Origin of the sequence: Candidatus Palauibacter scopulicola (genome assembly GCF_947581915.1) — a bacterium.
Taxonomy (GTDB): domain Bacteria; phylum Gemmatimonadota; class Gemmatimonadetes; order Palauibacterales; family Palauibacteraceae; genus Palauibacter; species Palauibacter scopulicola.
This window is the reverse complement of sequence record NZ_CANPWG010000005.1, coordinates 1-19,364: the sequence shown is the minus strand read 5'-3', so window position 1 is coordinate 19,364 and position 19,364 is coordinate 1. Positions and strand designations below refer to the sequence as shown.

Genomic DNA, 19,364 nt, shown 5'->3' with positions numbered 1-19,364 from the left:
ATGCTAACCTGTTGTGGCATACCGATATATGATGGTAGCGTCGTGGTTCGGGCGGGATCGGGCCTTCGAAGTCGTTGGACCACATTCCCAGGCCTCGGAGTGCCGAGAGGCGGCCGATCTCCGGCGGAATCGGGCCCGCCAGCGCGTTGTCGCTGAGGTGCAACTCCGTGAGGCGGGTGAGGCGGCCGATCTGAGGCGGGATGCGGCCCTCGAGGCGGTTGGACGACAGCGACAGGCTGCGGAGTCGAGAGAGCCCCCCGATCTCCGGCGGAATCGGACCCGTCAGCCCGTTCGTGCCGAGGTCCAACTCGCTGAGTCTGGCGAGGTGGCCGATCTCAGGCGGGATCCGGCCCTCGAGATCGTTGTCTGGGAGTCGGAGCGCGGTGACGCGGCCAACGCCGTCGGTACCGACCCCGTACCAATCCACGAGCGGCGCGCCGGTGAGCCAGTTGGCGTGGTTCTTCCAGCCCGCGCCGTTCGTCGCCTCGTAGAGCGCGATGAGGGCCACCCGGTCCGTCGACGGGTTGGTCGACTCCGGTATCCCGAACGGAAGCTCGCTCGGGCCGGCGTCCCAGCAGGCGAGGAGAGCCAGGAGAACGAGGAGGAGGGGGGCCGCGCGAAAGCCGCCGACGCTCCGCATGGGCTACCGGCGGCCGGCGGGTACCAGTCGCACGATGCCGGTCGGGGGGCCGTCCACGTCCCGCGTCTCCCCGTCGATCGCGAGGTAGATGAACCCGTCCGGTCCCTGCCGCACGTCGCGGATGCGGCCGATCCCCTGCAGCAGCGTCTCCTCGTGCGTTACCTCCCGACCGTCCATCCGCAGCCGGGCGAGGCGCCGCCCGCTGAGACCGCCGACGAGCATGTCGCCGCGCCACTCGGGGAACGCGTCACCCGTGTAGAAGAGCATGCCGGAGACGCCGATCGAGGGGACCCAGATGTGCTCCGGCGGCTCCATCTCCTCCATCAGGGTCGCCGAGTGGATGCGTGAGCCCGTGCGGTAGTTCACGCCGTAACCGACGACGGGCCAGCCGTAGTTGAGCCCCGGCTCGATCAGGTTCAGCTCGTCGCCGCCCTGCGGGCCGTGCTCGTTCTGCCACAGGTCGCCCGTCTCGGGGTGGACCGCCATGCCCTGCGCGTTCCGGTGGCCCCACGTCCAGATCTCGGGGTGGATCTCCGCGTCGCCCGAACGCCCGTCGCCCGCGCGTCCGTCGCCCGCGCGTCCGGCGAACGGGTTGTCCCCCGGGATCCGGCCATCATCATGGATGCGGATCGTGCTCCCGTTGTGGTTGGAGAGATTCTGCGCGGGGTGCGCCTCCAGGTCGCCGGCCGGGGGCCACTGCCGGTCACCCAGCGTCATGAACAGGTAGTTGTCACGGTCGAAGACGAGGCGTCCGCCCCACATCGAGCTGCGCTCCGTCCCGTTCCCGGGCGCGTCCGCGTGGAACAGTTCCTCGACGTCGCTCAGCCGGTCGTTCTCGAAGCGGCCGCGGGCGATCGCGATCGTGCCCAGCGAGTCGGGGCCCGGCTTCACGTAGCTCAGGTAGAGCAGCCGGTTCGTCTCGAAGTCCGGGTGCAGGATCGCGTCGCGCAGGCCCGCCTGCTCGAAGCCGGCCATGGAGCGGGCGCCGCGCCCCAGCGCCCGGATCGCCGGCAGACCCTCGACGGAGTCCGGCAGCAGGACGCCGTCGCGGATGATGCGGAGCCGCCCGGGACGTTCCGTCACGAGAAGGTCCCCCTCGGGCGTGAAGGCCATCGAGAACGGGCGCACGAGCCCGTCCGCCACCTCCTCCACCCGAAAATCATGCAGCGCCGTCCGAACGACCCCCTCGCCGCCCCCCGCCGGCTCACCGCCCCCGGGCGCGCACGCGGCGACACCCAGGAGCACGGCCAGATGCGATGCGACGAGGAAGCGGGAACAGCGGGGAGGGTGGTGTGCGACGCGGCGCGGCGGGCGCGCCCGCTTACGGGCTGCCGGCTTCTTCAAGCTCGGCAAACATCTCGTCCGCGCTGGCGAATCTGGCCGTCCCCCGCCTCATCATTTCCTCCGATTCGGCCATCGCCCGTCGGGTCTCGGTGTTCGGCACCTTCAGTTCAAGGGGGAAGGCCTGATCGACCGCGATTCGGTGGAAGAACAGCCGCACCGCCTCCGAGGCGGTTAGCCCCATGGCGGCGAGTGCCGCCGTCGCCTTCCGCTTCATCTCCGTGTCCATCCGGACATGGAGCATCGAACTGTTCGTCTTCATCCGAACCTCCCGTATCGCAATTGCGATGCAAGCTCAGTTTGTGGCCTCGTCCGGTCAACCCACTCGGCCCGGGAACAGCGGGAATGGTTCATACGGGGATCGTCCGTCCGTGTCTGGGGAGTCATTCGGTCTCTATACTTATGGCGTCCCACAGGAGCCTGACAGGAGGCAGACATGCTTCGCGCCAACGCGGCCACATCTGCGGTCACATCGATTCCCGCCCTTCGTCTCGCCTTTCGTTCCGCCCTTCGCCCCGCCTTCTTCGCGACCGCCGCAGCCCTCATGGTCGGTTGCGCGGCGGATGGCGGTGGAGACGCGACCGAGGGAGGTGGAGTCGCCACCGGCGCGGTCGCCTACGAGGGGGCGCGCGTGATCGCGGGCGATGGTTCGGTCATCGAGTCCGGCGTGTTCGTGGTCGAAGCCGGGCAGTTCGTCGCGGTCGGGGCGAGCGGCGAGGTCGATGTGCCGGACGGCGCGGAGCGGGTCGACCTCGGCGGCAAGACGGTCATGCCCGCGATCGTGAACGCGCACCTCCACCTTTCCTCCGAGCGCGACGAGCGGATCGAGCAACTCCAGCACATGGCGTACTACGGGGCGGGGGCCGTCGTGAGCCTCGGCACCGAGACCGGCGGCATCGGAATCGAGATGCGCGACGAAGTCATCCCGGACGCGGCGCGCGCGAAGACGGCCGACCGCGGGATCACCACAGCCGAGCCCGGCCGTTCCGATGCCCCCTACTGGATCGCGACGGAGGAAGAGGGGCGGGCTGCGGTCCGCGAACTGGCGGAGCGGCAGGCCGACATCGTGAAGATTTGGGTCGACAACCGCGGAGGGCGCTACGAGCAGCTCTCCTCGGAACTTTACGGCGCGATCATCGACGAGGCGCACCGGCACGGGCTCATGGTCACCGCCCACATCTTCTACTTGGAGGACGCCAAGGAACTCCTGCGCGCAGGCGTGGACGTGTTCGCGCACGGCGTGCGGGATCTCGACGCTGATGACGAACTCATGGAACTGTGGGCCGAGCGCCCGGAGGTCGTCCTCGTCCCCAACCTCCCCGGGCCGGGAGTGGCGCTCGACCTGAGCTGGCTCAGCGGCACCGTGCCCGCCGACCGGCTGGTCGAGATGCAGGCGGCGTCCGTGGACAATCCCGGTGCGCAGGAGTTCTTCGGCATCCAGGCGCGGAATCTCGCCCGCTTCGCCGAGGCCGGCATCAGGATCTCGTTCGGCACCGATGGCAACGCTGCCTGGGCCGTGCACCAGGAGATGGAGGATATGGTCCGCGCCGGTTTGAGCCCGGGCGACGTCATCGTGGCGGCGACGAAGACCTCCGCCGAACTGATGGACTGGGACGACCTCGGCGAGATCGCGACCGGCAAGAGCGCCGACTTCATCGTGCTCGACGCCAACCCGCTCGACGACATCACGAACACGCGCCGGATCGACGCCGTCTACCTGCGGGGGGACATGATCGACCGGGAGGGGATCAGCGCCCGCCTGCTCGCGGCCGGCGCCGAGTGATCGAACTCCAGCCCGTGACCCTCGAGGGGTACGGCGTCCGGCTCGAACCCATGGGGCTCGAGCACGCGGACGCGCTCGCCGAGGCCGCGGCGGACGGGGAGTTGTGGAACCTCTTCTTCACCTTCGTCCCGGCTCCGGACGAAGTGACCGACTACATCGAGACCGCGCTCGAGGGCCAGACCGCCGGCCACATGCTGCCGTGGGTCGTCCGGCTCGCCGACACCGGTGCCGTGATCGGCTCCACCCGCTACCACGACATCCTGCCGCACGTCGACCGGGTCGAGATCGGCTACACCTGGTACGGCGCGAGCCACCAGCGCACGCACGTGAACACGGCGTGCAAGCTCCTCCTCATGACGCACGCCTTCGAGACGGTGGGTTGCGGCGTCGTCGGACTCCGCACGGACGGCCTGAACCTGCGCTCCCAGCGGGCCATCGAGGCGCTCGGCGCGAAGAAGGACGGCGTCATCCGCAACCACTCGCTGCGCCGCGACGGAAGCGTGCGCGACGACGCGATGTACTCCGTCCTCCTCCACGAATGGCCCGGAATCAAGCGCCACCTCGAAACCCGCCTCTGGCGCCACCGCTGACGGCGGCTGACGACCCGCCCTTCGCGGGTAGCGTCAGCCGCCTGCGCGGGAGGTTACATGCCGAGGGGGATGTCGACTTGGGTGTTCTCCCATGAGAAGCGGAGGGCGCCGTCCACCTGCTCGAAGGTCATCATCTCCACCATGCCGGCGGTCGCCGAGGGGGTGGCCATGAAGCTGCCGACCTCGGTGCTCCGGACCCCTTCGTCGATCGGGATGCCCCAGCGGTTGTACTCGGAGTTCACGTGGAACTCCCACTCCGTCTCGCCGGGCGTGGCGTAGAGCGAGTAGCTCCCGGCCTCGAGCGCCACGCCGCCCACCGTGGCGGCGGCCGAGAGGTGGAGCGCGGTCGCTTCGTTCGCCCCGAGGCGCCAGACCGCTCCCCAGGGGACCAGCTCGCCCATGACCACGCGCTCGCGAGCCGACGGCGCGCCGTAGCAGAGGAGGCCCTCACCCCCGTCGAACGAGAAGCTCAGTTCCTGGAGCGGGCTCGCCCGGCCCTCTGCATCGCCCATGACGACGCAGGCCAGTCCCGCGTCCGCCATTTCCATTTCGTCCATGGCTGCGGCCGTCTCCGCCATCTCCGTCTCCGCCATCTCCGCCTCGCCCGCCTCGGATCCTCCGCCACACCCCACGACCAGAAGAACGGCGAGGTACCACGCGCTGCTCCGCTTCATCTCTTCACCTCCGATTGTTTCCGTTTTCGGACGCTATTTCGTCCAGACCGCGATGAGGCCGCACCGGGAAGGCGGGAACTCCGCCGGACCGGACGCCAGCCCCTTGTATATCTCGATGCCGGCGATCTCGCTCGGTCTCACCACGTCGTCCAGCGGGATCCCCCGCGTCGGCAGACCGTCGACGTAGAAGGTCAGCGAACAGGCGCCCGTGATCCCCGACGACAGCCTCGTGTTCACCAGCCTGCAGTCGGTGCGCCGGGCGTTGCACTGCAGCCGGATGCCCGACTCGTCCGCGATCATGTGCGAGATCTCCACCGGCCGGCGGCGATCGATGTCGTCCGCCGTGTAGAAGGTGCCGGTTCCGACGAGTTCGCTCCAGAGCTTGCGCTCGTAGAAGCCCTTGACCTCCAGCCGGCGGGACCTCGTCGCCGTCGCCACGATCGGCTCCATCTCGACCGGGTCGGGGACCATGCCGATCTCCACCTCCGTGGTGAGACCGGGGGAGACTTCGATCTCATAGGACAGCGGCGCGTACCCGATGTGGCGGACGTTGAGTTCCTGCGGGCCGACCGGCACGCCGCTGAGGACGAACCGCCCCCGGCGATCGGTCTCGGCCACCCGCAGACGGTCGGGGACGGACACCGTGGCGGCCACCACCGGATCGTCCGTGATGGCGTCGTGCACCTGGCCGATCAGCCGGCCGGTTCTGACCGGCCCCGAGCGCTGCATGAGCGTGATGTCGTGGGACATGCCGGCGACGATGGCGACGACCGTCTCTTCGCTGGAGAAGTTCGCGTACTCCGACCAGACCGTGGCCCGCGTCGCATCCCGCGGCGCGCAGAGGATGAGGCGTCCGTCGCCGCCGACCGCCTCGCGCACCGGCCTTCGCGCGCGCTCCGCCTCGGTCCACCGCACGACCACCACCGCGTTGGGAACCGAGGTGGAGCCGTCGTCGTCCACGACACGGACCCGCAAGCTCGCGCGATCCCCGCAACCCGACTCCTGGGCCGAGAGAGCCCCGGCGCCCGCGGCAAGCCCCGACGCCGCAACGAGGCCCCAGCCGAACTGGCGCGCCGCCCACCGTGTCACCGACCCGAGATCAGACCTCGCAAATCTCCGCATCTCCCTTCAAGACTGGGCTGCGGACCCCCCGGCATCAAGCGAGGAGGAGGAAGCCTGTGGCGGCGAGTCCGGCGGCGAAGAGGGCGTAGACGCCTACTTCGTCCAGATCGCGACGACCCCGCATCCGGAATCGGATCCTGAGAATTCGGCGGGAAGAGACGCCGGTCCTTTGTATACCTCGATCCCCGCTACCTCGACCGGTCGTACAAAATCGTCAAGGGTGTTCCCTCGCCCGCCTCCTCCCAGGGGAACGCCGTCGAGGTGAATCCTCATCCGGCAGCCACCGGGCGCGAATCCGGACGAGCCCCGCATGTTCATGATTCGACAACTGTCGCGCCGCATGCCGCAGTCGAGTCGGATTCCCGACAGGTCTGCAATCATATGCGAAATGAGCACCGGGTTGCGACGTTCGATGTCGGCGACCGTGAAGAAGGTTCCTCCGCTGACGAGTTCGCCCCAGTATTTCCGCTCGTAGAAGCCTTTGACCTCCAGCCGGCGGGACCTCGTCGCCGTCGCCACGATCGGCTCCATCTCCACGGGGTCGGGAACCAGCCCGATCTCGATCTCCGTGGTGGTGCCGCGCGACACCACGACCGGGTGGACGAGCGGCGCGTAACCAAGGCTCCTTACAGAAAGCTCATACGCGCCGACCGGAACCCCGCTCAGTACGAACTGCCCTTGCCGGTTGGTCTCACTCGCCTCCGCGCGGCCCGCGAGGGAGATCGCCGCCGCAGTCACGGGCCTCTGGGTCGCGGCATCTCGCACCCGGCCGATTAGCCGCCCGGTGCTCATCCGACCCGAACGGAGCCGAAGTTCTACGTTATGTGACGTGCCGGCGACGATGGCGACCACCGCCTCCTCGCTCGACATATCCCCGAATTCGGCCCACAGCGTCGCTTGGCGGGCATCGCCTGGGGCACACAGGACAAGGTTTCCGTCGAGCCCTACGTCCTCGCGCACGGGCCTTCTCTCCCGGTCCGTGTCGGTCCAGCGAAGCACCAGCGTCGCGCCGGGAATCGGAATCGACTCCGACTCGTCCAGAACGACCACGCGCAGCACGGCGCGACCGCCGCAACCCGGCTCCTGACCGGCAAGCCCCGGAGCGCCCGTTGCAAGTGCCGGAACCGCGACAATCACCCCGGCGAGGAGTCGAACTCGATCGCGCACTCCGCGATCCAATACCCTCATGGCGACCTCACGAAAGAAGGTCCGATTGCTGGCAAGACGACCGAGACGGCGAATGGGTCACGGCGCGCGGCAGGGATCGCCGACTTCGTCCAGATCGCGACGCCTCACGGGAAAGCGATTCGGCGAAGGCGACAGTTCGGGTGGATCAGTCGTCGCCGTGGTAGCGGCGCCCACGACGGAGACTGGCGGGCAGACTTCGCGATTATTTTGTCCAGACGACCACCACTCCACACCGGGAATCCGAACCCGCGAACTCCCCTGGGACCGACGCCGCTCCCCGGTATATCTCGACGCCTGCGATGTCGGCTGGACCCACGATCTCATCGACGTTACTGCCAACTCCCATGCCGTCCACGTATACGCTCATTGGGCAGGCACCGGAAGTAAACCCCGCCGACAGCCGCGTATTCACGATGTCGCAACTGCGAGCACGAAGACCACATTCGAGTCGAATGCCCGGCCCGTCCGCGATCATGTGCGAGATTAGCGCCGGGCGGCGACGGTCGATGTCGTCAGCGGTGTAGAAGAGCCCCGTTCCGACGAGTTCACCCCAGTACTTCCGTTCGTAGAAGCCCTTAACCTCCAGCCGGCGGGACCGAGTCGTCGTCGCCACGAGCGGCTCCATCTCCACGGGATCCGGCACCAGGCCAACCTCGATTTCCGTCGTGACGCCGCGTGACACCCAGACCGGGTGAATAAGGGGGGCATATCCCAAGTGCCGCACCGAAAGCTCGTATACTCCAACTGGAACGCCGCTCAGGACAAAGCCGCCCTGCCGGTTGGTCACTCCCATCTCGGTGCGATCCACGAGCGACACCGTTGCCGTATTCACGGGCCTGTTCGTCCGGGCGTCACGTACCTGCCCGATCAGCCGGCCCGTGCTCACCGGCCCCGAACGGAGTCTGAGTTCGACCTCGTGGAGTGTACCGGCCACGATGGCGACGACCGCTTCTTCGCTCGACACGTCTCCGAGTTCAGCCCAGACCGTCGCCTGCCGCGCGTCCGGCGGAGCACACAGGGATAGGCTCCCATCGAGCCCGGCTTCTTCGCGTACCGGCCTCCGCCCGCGGTCCGTGTCGGTCCAGCGAAGCACCAGCGTCGCGCCGGGAACCGGAACTGCCCCGGACTCGTCAACGACCACGACCGTCATCACAGCCCGTTCGCCGCAATCCGGTCCCTGACCGGCCAGTCCCGCAGCACTCCCCGCAAACGCAAGGACGACCAGAATCATCCCGGTCAAACTCTGGATTCCATGGTTCAGCAAGCTCATTCTTCCACCCCGGAGGGCCAGGATATCGCCCACCCGGTGATTTGCGGAACTCCTAGGCCGTCTTCGGTAACTGTCCACAATAGTCCTCCAGACGCCGCCAGCAGGCGCTGTCCCGCGGGGAGCACCGCGACTCCCAAGAAACCCGCACCAAAACGATACGCCACCCAACGAGACGCGCTGGGCACGTCCCCTTGCGCTGTCTTCCGAAGCCAGATGGTTCCATCCTCACCCGCAACCATCGCATCAATTGTCGAATGCACCGGACGAGGTACTTGACGCTCCAATTGCCTGCTCAAATCCCGCGCCGTAAGTCTCGCCCGGATGTTCGGGGGCAATCCTTCATGCGCCGTCCGAGCGTAGGCATCGACGTCTCGCCGAGAAGCTGGAGCGCGACCAAAAGGCAATCGGGCCTTCGCGACCGTATCCGCTGCCCCGGAGATCCTTAGCAGTTCAAAATCGCCGTTCCGGTGGCGATCCAACCTCCAAGTGCCAATATACATCGATCGGCCCCTGGGATCGACCGCCGTTAAGCTCCTTGGGTCGAACGGATGATTGATTCTAAGTCTTCCACGCCCCGAGGCGCTCCCCGGATCCGTTTGTATCAATATCGACACGGTCCCGCGACCAATAGCTTGCCACGCGAGCGTGTCGCGGACACCTCCCTTCTCGTCAAACAGGATGAGAGGAATGGAGTCCAATTCGGCGGCGGATGTGCCATAATACTGCGGAATCCCTAAGATCCAAGAGTTCAGTATTCGACGCGGCGTCGTGACGTGCCTAGCCCCCGCAACCCGGAACTGCACTGTGCGAATGACTGAGCCGCTCTCTCCGTCGAACAGTGATAGACGTCCGAGTACCTGGTCCGATATCCACAGTGTATCTGCAGACAAACCCATGTCCGTCGGCCGCCGAAATTCACCCGGTCCCTCGCCCTCACTGCCAATAGTGACGAGCCACCTGCCGACGCTATCAAACCGGTGTACTCCATGAACGGCCGGATCGAGGACGTAGATTGCATCTGAATCCACTAGTAGTGCCCTGGGTGCTGTAAGCTCAGGACCCCCGACCGGCGCCCCCCGAATTGTCACTGCTTCCGAAAGGTGCAGCAATCCGCCGGAAAATGGATCACTGACATCAGACACCTGTAGGGCGACGCTTGCCTGGGGTAGAGTAAGCAACGTGGAGCATGACAAGGTTGCTCGGAGCAGTGCACTACGTAGACAAGCTCCGTTCGGCGAAAGGAAACCTCTGCCGACACGGACCGTACGATTGTCGGATGCCCGCCAACGGATCCGGCGGGCATCCGACAGGCGTCGTGGCGGAGGCGTCAACGGATAGTCCCGCAAGCATCTCATCCCCGCCAAGGCCGCGAATCCTAGAGTTCGATGTTGAGGGGCGCATGGCGTGGCGCGACGTCACCATTAGCCAGTCGAAGTCCGACCGGCACGCCGTCGCACGTCTCGGAGGATGCCCCTGTCATCCCCGAACCCGTCGACTGCTCCTTGGCGGGATCCAAGGACTCCCTCTGGGCGTAGGCCGTGCCGTCCTCGGAGAAGTCAAGCTGCATGATCCACTCGCACTCCGGCCCTCCACTGAAGCACCAACTAAACCATTTCTTTTTCTTGTGATCGTAGTATTGACCGGAGGCGCAGAATGCTGACCCGACGGGAAGGCTGGCGCATTCGACGGTGTCCTCTTGGTAGTCTCCGGCACAGCCGGCGCACTGTGCCTTCGCCGAATCCGGCATGAACAGGCCAAGGCACATTGCCGCGAAGAGGCCGAAGAGCGCCCTGCCCGAGGTCGAACTGACCGAAGAAGAGCGGTGGATGGTCATTGCGATTCTCCCTTCGTTGAGGGGTTCAGGTACAGCTCTGGCGCTGGTCGGTCCAACGCCAACCAAGAAGGATGAGTTCTTGGGAAGCCTTGCTTCTAGTGCCTATCAGAAGTTCGTGCTGCGGAAGAACAGCCAAGAAGGCCAGATCATCCGGGATCCTTCGATACCTAGGTGCGTCTGCGTGCCGGAACCTTAGGGAGGAGACTCGATGACGAGACCGGACGGCCATGAACGTTGTTAGAACAGCACCATCGAAAGCGACGGCGGGGGTGGCTATCACATATCGGAGATCGGTTTCCGCCACGACTTCGCGCAATTCATCCAAGGGGGGATACGAGCGCCACGCTTCCCGGCCGTCTTGGGTAAACCCGATCGTGCCGAATGGAAACCCGGCCTCTTGCAGCAGGTATCCGTCGTTGCCGTCCGACCGCAGGTGCAGTAGCAGGTCGATGCCGCGTAGAGGTTCGCTTGGACCAGCTGGCGGATTCGACTCTGCCGTTGTTCGCTCTTGACGCCCCGCTGAAATCAATACTTGCGAGGTCTCCGTGTCGGGGTCGATGAGTTTCTGCGCCCACACCCAACCGGATTCATCTCTGATAGCCCCGGAGGCCGCGGCCGAACCCGTTGGAGCTGGGGCCTGGGTGGTCTCGCCGGAAGCCGCGCTTATCGTCCAGATGGCACCACTCCGCGGGTCGAACAACTCCACGATAGGGCTGTCAGCATCCCACGCGACAAGCGTCGCCGCAAGCGGGGCGACATCCCCCAACGGCATGCGCGAGATAATCCCTGCCACCGAATCGGGCAACAGTTTCGCAATGAGCAGTTCGGAACGGGACCACACCGTGATCGTGGGATCCGACCCGACCTCTTCGGACGCGGTGAGGCCTATGAGCTCGAAGTCATCGGGGAGAGACAGTTCGCTGATTTGCGACAGACACAGCCGGGAGTTTCCGTCGGTTTGATCGGCGCGTGCGTCCGGTCCGCTCGCTTGACCGATCACCGGAACGGGAGCGAAGACGAGGACCGGCAGCAGCACGCCGCTAAACAATCGGCTTCGTCGTGAGTTCCGCTGTATTCCAGGCATTGACGCCCCATCGAATCCGTTGCGGACTAACGTCTTCCCCGCTTACGAGGCCGCTGTGTCGCTGGCAACTCGAAGTCTGGGGGGGTCTGCCGAGCCAAACTAGACTGGAATCGATACACTCTGTCCAAAAGTGATAAGCTGTCGGCGTTACTCGGAGTCAGAAGCGGCTACCTGCTGGGGCAACAACGGCCGCGCGAAATCCGCGAAGAACTTCTCCAGCAGCGGGGCCTGACGGATCCGCGCGAGCTGCTTGAGCGTGCATCCCGGCCAGCGGGTCGACCTGTTGTGGAGGGTCTGGCGGGCCAGCTCCAAGCGGTGGGCCACGGCGTCCCAGCTCAGACCCGTGAGGCGAAGCTGGTGGGCCTTCACGATCGTGAGGGCGCTGATAAACTGGCGCGGGGTTATCGCCCCGCCGGCTCGTTCCCGGAACGCCTTGGACAGGGTGGGGGGAGAGCAGCTAACGGCGGCGGCCAACTCCTTCACGTTGCGTACGGGCCGGCGGGTCGCGGCACGGTAGCTGTACGCCAGTCCGGATCGAAGGGCCGGGGGCAGATCCGCTTCCTCCACCTGTTCCGCCAGGCGCAGTAGCGGGACCGATTGCCTGGCGGCGGTGATCGCGGGCCTGAGTCCGCTTTGCAGGTTGGCGAACGAGATGACTGCCGCCACCCTGACGTCGCTCAACTGGAGGGCAACCTCGGGCGCGCGATCCGTCACGAGGATGACCGGAACCGACGGCGTGTTACGCTCCATCTTCTGCAGGAGTCCGATTCTCGCAAGCGGTATCGGCTGCCGACAACCCAGGATCCGACACTCGACATCGCCGTTCGCGAACGGCAGGGAACCGCTCACGACGCGTGCGTCGCCGCCGGCGGCCTTCGCGATAAGCGCCGCGTCGTCTGGCGAGTCCGCCAGGATATCGATCATACGAAACCCTCCTCGGGACACGCGAGATGATGCATCCCCCCTTTTGGTTACGGGGTCCGCCGCGCGTTCCACAACCCCCAAAATTGGGGGTGCTCTGCCCTTCGGATTCGGTGGGCGGCGGCGCCACGCGCGCGCCGGATCAGGCGAGGAGGAGGAAGCCTGTGGCCGCCAGTCCGGCGGCGAGGAGGGCGTAGGGGAGTTGGGTCAGGGCGTGCTCGACGACGCCGCAGCCGCTGCCTCGGGCGGCGAGGACGGTGGAGTCGCCGTAGAAGCAGGTGTGGCTGCCGAAGGCGCTGGCGGAGATGAGGGCTCCGATCACGAGGGGCATGTCCGCCCCTACGGAGTCCGCGAGCGGGAGCACGATGGGGACGGCCACCGCGAAGATGCCCCAGAAGGACGCGGTGGCGAAGGCGACGAGGGACATCGTGAGGAAGGTGACGGCGGGGAGCAGTCCCGGTGTCATCAGCGGTTCGACGGTCTCGATGAGGTAGGCGGTGAGGCCGAGGCCGTCGTTCACCTCCTTGAGGAGGAAGCCGCCGAACACGGTCGCCAGCGGGACGATCATCGTGAGCACGCCGGCCATGCTGGTGTCGAGCGCGGCGCGCACGGGGAGGAGTCTCGTGCCCACGACGATGGCGAGGGTGAGGCCGAGCGCCACGACGACGCCCTTGAGGATGTCGAGGTCGAGCCACCAGGTGGCGGCCACGAGGGTGACGACCGGCACGATGAAGTGCCACGGGCGGGCGCGCTCGGCGGCGCGCGGGTCGGTTTCGCCTTCGATCTTCGCCTCGTTGAGGCCCGGAGGAACGACCTGCCCCGTCTCGCGGGCGCGCCGCTCCGCCTTCCGCATGGGGCCGACGGCGGGGACGAGGCCGGTGCCGACGAGGAGCGCCAGCGCCACCGCGATCCACGCGTAGAGCATGAACGGGATCGCATCGATGTAGAGCGAGAGGCCGCGGCCGGACGCGGCCCATCCCGTCTCCTCGAGCAGGCCGGAGAAGTAGGCGGCCCAGGTCGAGATCGGCACGAGGATGCACACGGGCGCGGCGGTGGAGTCCACGACGTAGGCGAGCATCTCGCGCGACACGCGGTGGCGGTCGGTGAACCGCTTCACGGAGGAGCTGACCGCGAGGACGTTCAGGTAGTCGTCGATGAAGACGGCGAGTCCGAGGAGCCATGTGGCGGCCAGCGAGCCGCCGCGGGTCCGGATGCGGGCCGATGCCGCGTCGCCGAAGCGGGCCGCGGCGCCCACCCGCACGAGCAGCGTGATGAGGCTGCCGAAGAGGGCGCAGACGAGGATGATCCAGCCCACGGTCTCGTTCTGCATGACCGCGACCATGCCGTCGGTGAAGGCGGTGAGCGGGTCCCGGGGCGCCAGGATCGCGAACCCGACGAGCGCCCCGATGATGAGGGATTCCACGGGGCGCCGGGTCGCCACGGCGACGGCCAGTACGACGGCGGTGGGGATCAGGCTTACGACCCCGAAGTGCTCCAGCGGCGACTCCCTTCTCCGGAGGCGAGACTCGCGCCCCCGCCAGCGGCTCAGCTAGCCGAGGCGGACCTCGTCGCCGACCCGAATGGCGCCGGGCGCGGCCACCTCGCACTTCACGCCGACGTTTCCCTCGTTGTGGTCGAAGGCGGCGCGCAGCACCCGCGGGTCCTTCGGGAGGTCTCCCAGCGGGAGGGTGACCATGACGCAGCGCATGCACGGCTTCGTCACCCGCAGGCGCGCCCCGCCGACCTCGAGCGTGCCGCCCACCCAGTCGTTCTCGACGAACCCCTCCGCCCCCGCCACGGGCTCGATCACGAGGTTGGGCCGGAAGCGGCCGACATCGAAATCGCTCCCCGGGACGAGCCCCCGCAGGTGGTCGAGGCTCGCCGTCGTCAGGGCGTGGAGGCCGGAACTGTCGAAAAACGTCCCGGGCGGCAGTTCCCACTCGGTGATCTCGTCGCGGTACGTCCGGCCGTCCTGGACGAGTCCCTCCATGTCCGGCCAGTGGTACTCGCACGTCGGCGTCCCGACCGCCTCCGTCGCGAACGCGACCTCCCGGCCCAGGAGCGCGCTCAGGCGGGCCTCCAGCCGCCCCCGCCCCGCGCTCGACAGCGTCGACAGCGTCGTCCCGTCCTCGAACCGCACGCGGATCGACGCGGCCCCGGTCTCCCCCCCGTTCTCCCGCTCGAAGCTCGCCGAAAGGCCGTAGACGGCCCCCCACAGCCGCGGCCGCTTCGCGCTCACCACGCGCCCGGTCTCGCGGTCCACCAGCGCTCCGGCCCGGTCCCCCTCCATCCCCCGCGTCGTGATTCGGGCCGCCTCGAGGCGCTCTCCCCCCATCGATTTCACGGGATAGCGGTACAGGCTCACGACGCGCCCCACCACCATGCCCCGCGGCGCCCCCGCCCCCGCTCCCGCTCCGTCCATGGCCGGGTGGGCGCTCATCGCACGAGCGACACGAGGTAGGCGAGGCCGGTCCCGCCGAGGAGGACGAGTCCCACCCAGCTCAGCATCACCATGCCGCGGCCCGGCCGGTGCTCCGGCGGCACCGCCTCCGACGTCACGGCGCGGAGGTTGAAGTAGCCGAGGATGGGCGCGGTGAGGAACGCCACCGTCGTCGCGAAATCTACCATCGCGGTGAGGCTGCCGGAGAAGCCGAGGAGGATGAAGAAGGCGACGACGGGGAGCGCGATCATGCTCCCCCAGTAGACGCGTCCCACGCGGGTTACGGTGTCCGCCGCCACGTGCCCCCGCAGGTTCGCCAGCGTGCGCTCGATCGCCCGGGGGAAGCCGTCCGTCACGGCGAGGAGGCTCGAGAAGATCGTCGCCATCGCCGCCACGAGGACGATGGGACGGGACCACGAACCCAGCGTCGTGCTGTACATGTCGACGAGTTGCGTGGAGAACACGGCCCCGGCGTCGCTGAGGGCGACGTCCGCCTGGTAGAGGACGGTGGCCCCCACCGACACGAAGATGAGGGCGAGGATGCCGGTGCCGACGAAGCCCACGAGGAAGTCGCGTTTCGCGTCGGCGACCGAGGTCCGCGCGCCCGTCGTCTTGTCCTTGGCGAGCGTCCACAGGCTGCTCCACACCGCCACGTCGACGGGCGAGGGCATCCACCCGATGAGGGCGAGGAGGAAGGCGAAGGGGACGACGGTGCCGACGACGTCGCCCGGCCACAGCGCCAGCGTCGAGAGGTCGGCGCGCGGCGCGGCCACGAGCGCGGTTGCCACGGTCGAGACGACGAGCATCGCGAGCAGGATCTTGATCGTGATGTCGAGGCCGCGGAAGCGCCCCACGGCGAGCACCCCCACGCAGGCGCCCATCAGCACGGCCCCGGTCGCCGCCAGCGGCCACTCGGCGCCGAAGGCGTAGCGCGTGAGGAAGGCCATGAACATCGCGAGCGCGGCCAGCGAGATGATCGCGGTCACGAGGGTGATGGCGAGAAAGAGCCACAGCGCCCAGGTGCCGATGTCGCGGTAGCCCTCGACCAGGCTCCGCCGGGTGGCCGCGGCGTAGCGTGCCCCGTACTCGAAGAAGGGATACTTGAGAACGAGCGCGAAGACGATCACGCCGACGAAGGCGAACCCGGCCTCCCCCCCCGCGCGGGTGGACTGCACGAGGTGGGAGACGCCGATGGAGGTCGCGGCCCAGATGAGACCGGGGCCGAAGCTCCTCCAGAAGCTGGAGCGGGAACGCGCGACGGGTTCGCTCATTGGGTCTCCTCCGGCCGGACCGTGTGCGGCGGGGTCTGGCGGCCCGGGTTCGGCATCGGCCGCCAGGATCGGATGGGCTTGAGGATGCGCCATAGCCGCCCCAGCGTGCAACGCATCGTGCACCCCCGTGATGATCGTGCGATAGTGAGTCGACATCCGCTCCGTTCCCCGAACCCGGAGATGTGCCCCGTGCTATCCACGCTCGCGCTCGCCGCGCTGATGCAGGCGCCCGCCCAGGCGCAGGAACTCGCGCCCGGAACGCGCTACGACCCCGACATCCCGACGCTCGAAGAGGTGGCGGGGCACGGCTTCCGCGACGTCGTCACGCCGCCGGCCGACGTAATCCGCTACATCGAGGCGCTCGCCGCGGCGGCGCCGGAGCGGACGCACCTCATCCGATACGCGGAGAGTTGGGAGGGGCGGCCGCTCGTCGTCCTCGTCATCGGCTCGGCGGAACGCATGGCGCGGCTCGACGAGGTCAAGGCCGGGATCGCGCGGCTCGCCGATCCCCGTGGCCTCTCCGACGAGGAGGCGGAGGCCTTGCTGGCCGAGCTGCCGGTCGTCACCGCGTTGATGCACTCGATTCACGGCGACGAGATCAGCCCGAGCGGCGCCGCGATGGCCGAGGCCTACCATCTGCTCGCGGCGACCGGGGATCCCGACGTGGATCTCATCCTCTCGGAGTCGCTGGTCCTCATCGATCCCCTGGAGAACCCGGACGGGCGGAACCGCTTCGTGTACCAAAACTCGGTCGCGCAGGCGCGCTGGCCGGAGGAAGCCCGCGTCTCCGCCGAGCACGATCCGCCGTGGCCCGGCGGCCGCGGGAACCACTACCTGTTCGACCTCAACCGGGACCTCTTCATCCAGAGCCAGATCGAGACGCGCGGGAAGGTGGACGTTCTCCTCGAGTTCCGGCCCCACATCGTGGCGGACCTGCACGAGATGGGCGGGGACGCGACCTACTTCTTCCCGCCGACGGCGCCGCCCTCCAACCCCTGGTTCGGGGAGCGGCAGGTCGCGCTCATGGATGTGATCGGGGAGGCGATCGCGGCGCGCTTCGACGAACGCGGGTTCGCGTACTTCAACCGGGAGGTGTACGACCTCTTCTATCCGGGCTACGTCGACATGTGGCCGATGGGCTACGGCGCGCTGGGGATGACGTACGAGCAGGCGAGCGCGGGGGGTCTGAGGCTTCGGCAGTCGGACGACGACCTGCTCACGTACGGCGATGGCGTGCTGCACCACTTCACGGCGGGGATCGAGACCGCGCTCACGGCGGCGCGGAACCGGGACCGGATCCTGCGGGACTACCTGGCGTACCTGCGCGAGGGGGTCGCGCTCGGCGAGCGGGGGCCGGCCGAGATCGTGCTGCATTCGGCCCACGACCCGGGGATGGCGGAGCGGCTCGCCCTCATGCTCGTCGAGAACGGGATCGAGGTCTTCCGCGCCTCCGGTGCGGTGACGGCGGGCGACCGGACGCTGCCGGCGGGTTCGAGCTACATCGTGCCGCTGGACCAGCCCGCGCACCGCTTCATCCACAACCTGCTCGACGCGCACGTGCCGATGGAGGAGGAGTTCGTGCAGCGGCAGATCGAGCGGCGCGCGAACCGGCAGCCGGACGAGATCTACGACCTGACGGCGTGGAGCCAGCCGCTGCTGTGGGACGTGGAGGCGATCGAGACCGCGGCGACGGGCGCGCGCGGCGCGGCGTTGACCGCGAGCGACGCGGCCGCGCGGCCGGAGGTGGCCGGCGACGCGGGCGGAGGCGACGGCGGGATCGAGCCCGCGGGCCCGCTGCCCGAGGCGCTCGTCGGGTACCTGGTCCCGTGGGGCACGAACGGGGCCGCGGCGGTCGCCGAGGCGCTGCGCGAGGGCCTCCGCGTCCGCGCCGCCGGTGCGGAGTTCACGCTGGACGGCCGCCGCTTCGGCGTCGGCACCGCCATCCTCCGGGCAGCCGAGAACGGTCCCGATCTGCGCCAGCGCCTGGCCGGCATCGCCGCCCGGCACCGCGCCGAGGTCGTCCCCATCGACGACGCGTACGTGCGCGAGGGCATGTCGCTCGGCAGCAGCCGCGTCCGGGCGCTGCGCGAGCCGCGCGTGCTCCTCGTCTACGACTCCCCGGGCGGGAGCTACTCCGTCGGCTGGACGCACTACGTCCTCGAGCGGCGCTACGGCCAGCGCGCGACGGCCGTGCGGGCATCCAGCCTGGGCCAGGCGCGGCTGGCGGACTACGACGTCATCGTCTTCCCGAGCGGCAACTACAGCGGCGCGGTGGGCGATGGCCTGCGGGACCGCCTCCGGGCGTGGATGCGCGACGGCGGCACGGTCATCACGATGGCCGAGTCCTCGCGCTGGGCCGCGCGGGCGGGACTCCTCGCCACCGAAGCGGAGCGCCGGGGCGGCCGCGCCGAGGGCGACGACCCGCCGGAGCCCGGCACCCCCGAACAGCCCATCGAATACCTCGACGCAATCTCGCCGGCGGACGAATCCCCGGAGGGCGTGCCCGGCGCGATCCTGCGCACGCTGCTCGACACGGAGCACTGGCTCGCCGCCGGCACCGACGGCGAGATCGGCGTCCTCGTCTCAGGCTCCCGCGTCTTCCGGCCGATCACGCTCGACGAGGGCACGAACGTGGGGCGCTACGCCGCCCTCGATGACCTCGTCCTGAGCGGAATCGTGTGGGAGGAGTCGCGCCCCCAACTCGCGAACAAGGCCTTCCTCATCCACCAACCCGTCGGCCGCGGCCAGCTCGTCGCCTTCGCCGAAGACCCGAACTACCGCGCCTACACCGAGGCGACCCAACTCCTGTTCATGAACGCCGTCCTCCTCGGCCCCGGCCGCTAGGTGCAGAGGCCAGGGATGTTGCCGACCCTCAGGCTGCTCTCAGCGGGGTCTCGTCGTACTGCGCCCAGAGGACGAAGAGCGCCCAGTCGAGGTCCAGCGGATCGCCCTGCCAGAGGCTCGTCGCGGTCCAGGGGTCGATCCCCTCCTGCCCGTGCCAGTTCCGGAGCCCCGCGTCGGCGGTTCGGGGCGCCCTGACGTCCTCGCGGACCGGGGGCACCGCCGGTACCACGCGGCCCTGCGGGTCCCGGAAGCGCGCCGCGCCCGCCTGCCCCATCTCCACCCGCCAGCCGCCCTCGTGCACGGCCCTGTGATGGAACCGGCACAGGAGGATCAGGTTGTCGAGCTTCGTCTCGCCCCCCTCG

General features: G+C 68.3%; 16 protein-coding genes and 1 pseudogene. 3 read left to right on the top strand and 14 right to left on the bottom strand.

Annotated features, from left to right (window positions below):
• The 3 genes from RN743_RS00465 to RN743_RS00455 form a co-directional block, all read right to left on the bottom strand.
• A partial coding sequence (locus tag RN743_RS00465; RefSeq protein WP_343218969.1) for a leucine-rich repeat domain-containing protein occupies positions 1 to 640 on the bottom strand: 640 nt, incomplete at its 3' end.
• Positions 641 to 643: 3 nt separating this feature from the next.
• Complete coding sequence (locus RN743_RS00460; protein ID WP_310775113.1) at positions 644 to 1,984, bottom strand: PQQ-dependent sugar dehydrogenase; 1,341 nt, start codon at positions 1,982 to 1,984, stop codon at positions 644 to 646.
• The gene (locus RN743_RS00455; RefSeq protein ID WP_310775110.1) at positions 1,962 to 2,243 is read right to left on the bottom strand and encodes a type II toxin-antitoxin system RelB/DinJ family antitoxin; all 282 of its coding nucleotides are present in this window, start codon (positions 2,241 to 2,243) and stop codon (positions 1,962 to 1,964) included. The genes RN743_RS00460 and RN743_RS00455 overlap by 23 nt, the downstream gene beginning before the upstream one ends.
• Before the next feature lie 174 nt (positions 2,244 to 2,417).
• On the opposite strand from RN743_RS00455, the gene RN743_RS00450 reads away from it, so the two are divergent.
• Positions 2,418 to 3,764 carry an amidohydrolase family protein gene (locus RN743_RS00450; protein WP_310775108.1) on the top strand — a complete coding sequence of 449 codons (1,347 nt, stop codon included), beginning with the start codon at positions 2,418 to 2,420 and terminating at the stop codon, positions 3,762 to 3,764.
• Positions 3,761 to 4,354 carry a GNAT family protein gene (locus RN743_RS00445; protein ID WP_310775106.1) on the top strand — a complete coding sequence of 198 codons (594 nt, stop codon included), beginning with the start codon at positions 3,761 to 3,763 and terminating at the stop codon, positions 4,352 to 4,354. The genes RN743_RS00450 and RN743_RS00445 overlap by 4 nt, the downstream gene beginning before the upstream one ends.
• A 53-nt stretch (positions 4,355 to 4,407) precedes the next feature.
• On the opposite strand, the gene RN743_RS00440 is transcribed toward RN743_RS00445, so the two are convergent.
• From RN743_RS00440 to RN743_RS00395, 10 genes are all read right to left on the bottom strand, one after another.
• Positions 4,408 to 5,028 carry a DUF2911 domain-containing protein gene (locus RN743_RS00440; RefSeq protein WP_310775103.1) on the bottom strand — a complete coding sequence of 207 codons (621 nt, stop codon included), beginning with the start codon at positions 5,026 to 5,028 and terminating at the stop codon, positions 4,408 to 4,410.
• A 33-nt stretch (positions 5,029 to 5,061) separates the two neighbouring features.
• Positions 5,062 to 6,117 carry a carboxypeptidase-like regulatory domain-containing protein gene (locus RN743_RS00435; protein ID WP_310775101.1) on the bottom strand — a complete coding sequence of 352 codons (1,056 nt, stop codon included), beginning with the start codon at positions 6,115 to 6,117 and terminating at the stop codon, positions 5,062 to 5,064.
• 126 nt (positions 6,118 to 6,243) lie between these two features.
• Positions 6,244 to 7,002 carry a carboxypeptidase regulatory-like domain-containing protein gene (locus RN743_RS00430; RefSeq protein ID WP_310775099.1) on the bottom strand — a complete coding sequence of 253 codons (759 nt, stop codon included), beginning with the start codon at positions 7,000 to 7,002 and terminating at the stop codon, positions 6,244 to 6,246.
• A 538-nt stretch (positions 7,003 to 7,540) separates the two neighbouring features.
• Positions 7,541 to 8,608 carry a carboxypeptidase regulatory-like domain-containing protein gene (locus RN743_RS00425; RefSeq protein ID WP_310775096.1) on the bottom strand — a complete coding sequence of 356 codons (1,068 nt, stop codon included), beginning with the start codon at positions 8,606 to 8,608 and terminating at the stop codon, positions 7,541 to 7,543.
• A gap of 1,375 nt (positions 8,609 to 9,983) precedes the next feature.
• Positions 9,984 to 10,442: a hypothetical protein gene (locus tag RN743_RS00420; RefSeq protein WP_310775093.1), complete on the bottom strand. Its 459-nt coding sequence runs from the start codon at positions 10,440 to 10,442 to the stop codon at positions 9,984 to 9,986.
• Between the two features lie 25 nt (positions 10,443 to 10,467).
• A complete protein-coding gene (locus RN743_RS00415) occupies positions 10,468 to 11,478 on the bottom strand; it encodes a hypothetical protein (RefSeq protein ID WP_310775091.1) in 1,011 nt (336 codons plus the stop codon).
• A gap of 195 nt (positions 11,479 to 11,673) precedes the next feature.
• The gene (locus RN743_RS00410) at positions 11,674 to 12,450 is read right to left on the bottom strand and encodes a hypothetical protein (protein WP_310775089.1); all 777 of its coding nucleotides are present in this window, start codon (positions 12,448 to 12,450) and stop codon (positions 11,674 to 11,676) included.
• Positions 12,451 to 12,589: 139 nt separating this feature from the next.
• Positions 12,590 to 13,870 (bottom strand): Na+/H+ antiporter NhaC family protein, encoded by a 1,281-nt coding sequence (locus RN743_RS00405; RefSeq protein WP_310775087.1) that lies wholly within the window; start codon positions 13,868 to 13,870, stop codon positions 12,590 to 12,592.
• Positions 13,871 to 13,996: 126 nt separating this feature from the next.
• Positions 13,997 to 14,887, bottom strand: a complete 891-nt coding sequence (locus RN743_RS00400; protein ID WP_310775084.1) for an MOSC domain-containing protein — start codon at positions 14,885 to 14,887, stop codon at positions 13,997 to 13,999.
• A complete protein-coding gene (locus RN743_RS00395; RefSeq protein ID WP_310775082.1) occupies positions 14,884 to 16,158 on the bottom strand; it encodes a hypothetical protein in 1,275 nt (424 codons plus the stop codon). The genes RN743_RS00400 and RN743_RS00395 overlap by 4 nt, the downstream gene beginning before the upstream one ends.
• Before the next feature lie 189 nt (positions 16,159 to 16,347).
• On the opposite strand from RN743_RS00395, the gene RN743_RS00390 reads away from it, so the two are divergent.
• Positions 16,348 to 19,002, top strand: coding sequence for a M14 family zinc carboxypeptidase (locus tag RN743_RS00390; RefSeq protein WP_310775081.1), 2,655 nt, complete (start codon positions 16,348 to 16,350; stop codon positions 19,000 to 19,002).
• Between the two features lie 28 nt (positions 19,003 to 19,030).
• On the opposite strand, the pseudogene RN743_RS00385 reads toward RN743_RS00390, so the two are convergent.
• Positions 19,031 to 19,364 (bottom strand): annotated as a pseudogene (locus RN743_RS00385) (HNH endonuclease signature motif containing protein); the annotation flags it as partial.